Annotated in this window: 1 protein-coding gene; it reads left to right on the top strand. The window is 42.9% G+C overall.

Annotation, left to right across the window (positions count from 1 at the left end):
• A partial coding sequence (locus tag A142_RS20180) for a transposase (protein ID WP_019820532.1) occupies positions 1 to 354 on the top strand: 354 nt, incomplete at both ends.

Raw genomic sequence — 354 nt, 5'->3', positions numbered from 1 at the left:
TTGTTGTCGTGGCAAGAGAGTGCGGAAAATGCTCACTGGTTAATGCCTGCAAAACGTAAGCTACGCTATGAAGTGTTGGAGAAATATGCTGAGAACGACATGCTCATTTCAATACCTATCTCTCCTCAAGCTCAACGGCAGAACCCAAATTTACCCGCACGTTGGGAAGCCAGATTAGTCTTATATCAAGAGCCAAAAGGTGAGATAAAAGGTTTTATTACTTCACTTACAGACCCTAGTAGATACTCGTTAGAAAGCCTGCTGCGTATTTATTGGCAACGCTGGGAGATAGAAGAAGGTTATGGTGAAATTAAACAGACTCAGCTGCAAAGTCACGTCACTTTACGAAGTCGT

This window comes from Vibrio splendidus 12E03 (assembly GCF_000272105.2).
Classification (GTDB): domain Bacteria; phylum Pseudomonadota; class Gammaproteobacteria; order Enterobacterales; family Vibrionaceae; genus Vibrio; species Vibrio splendidus_I.
Note: the sequence above shows the minus strand (reverse complement) of the source record. Positions and strands in the feature narration are given on the sequence as shown.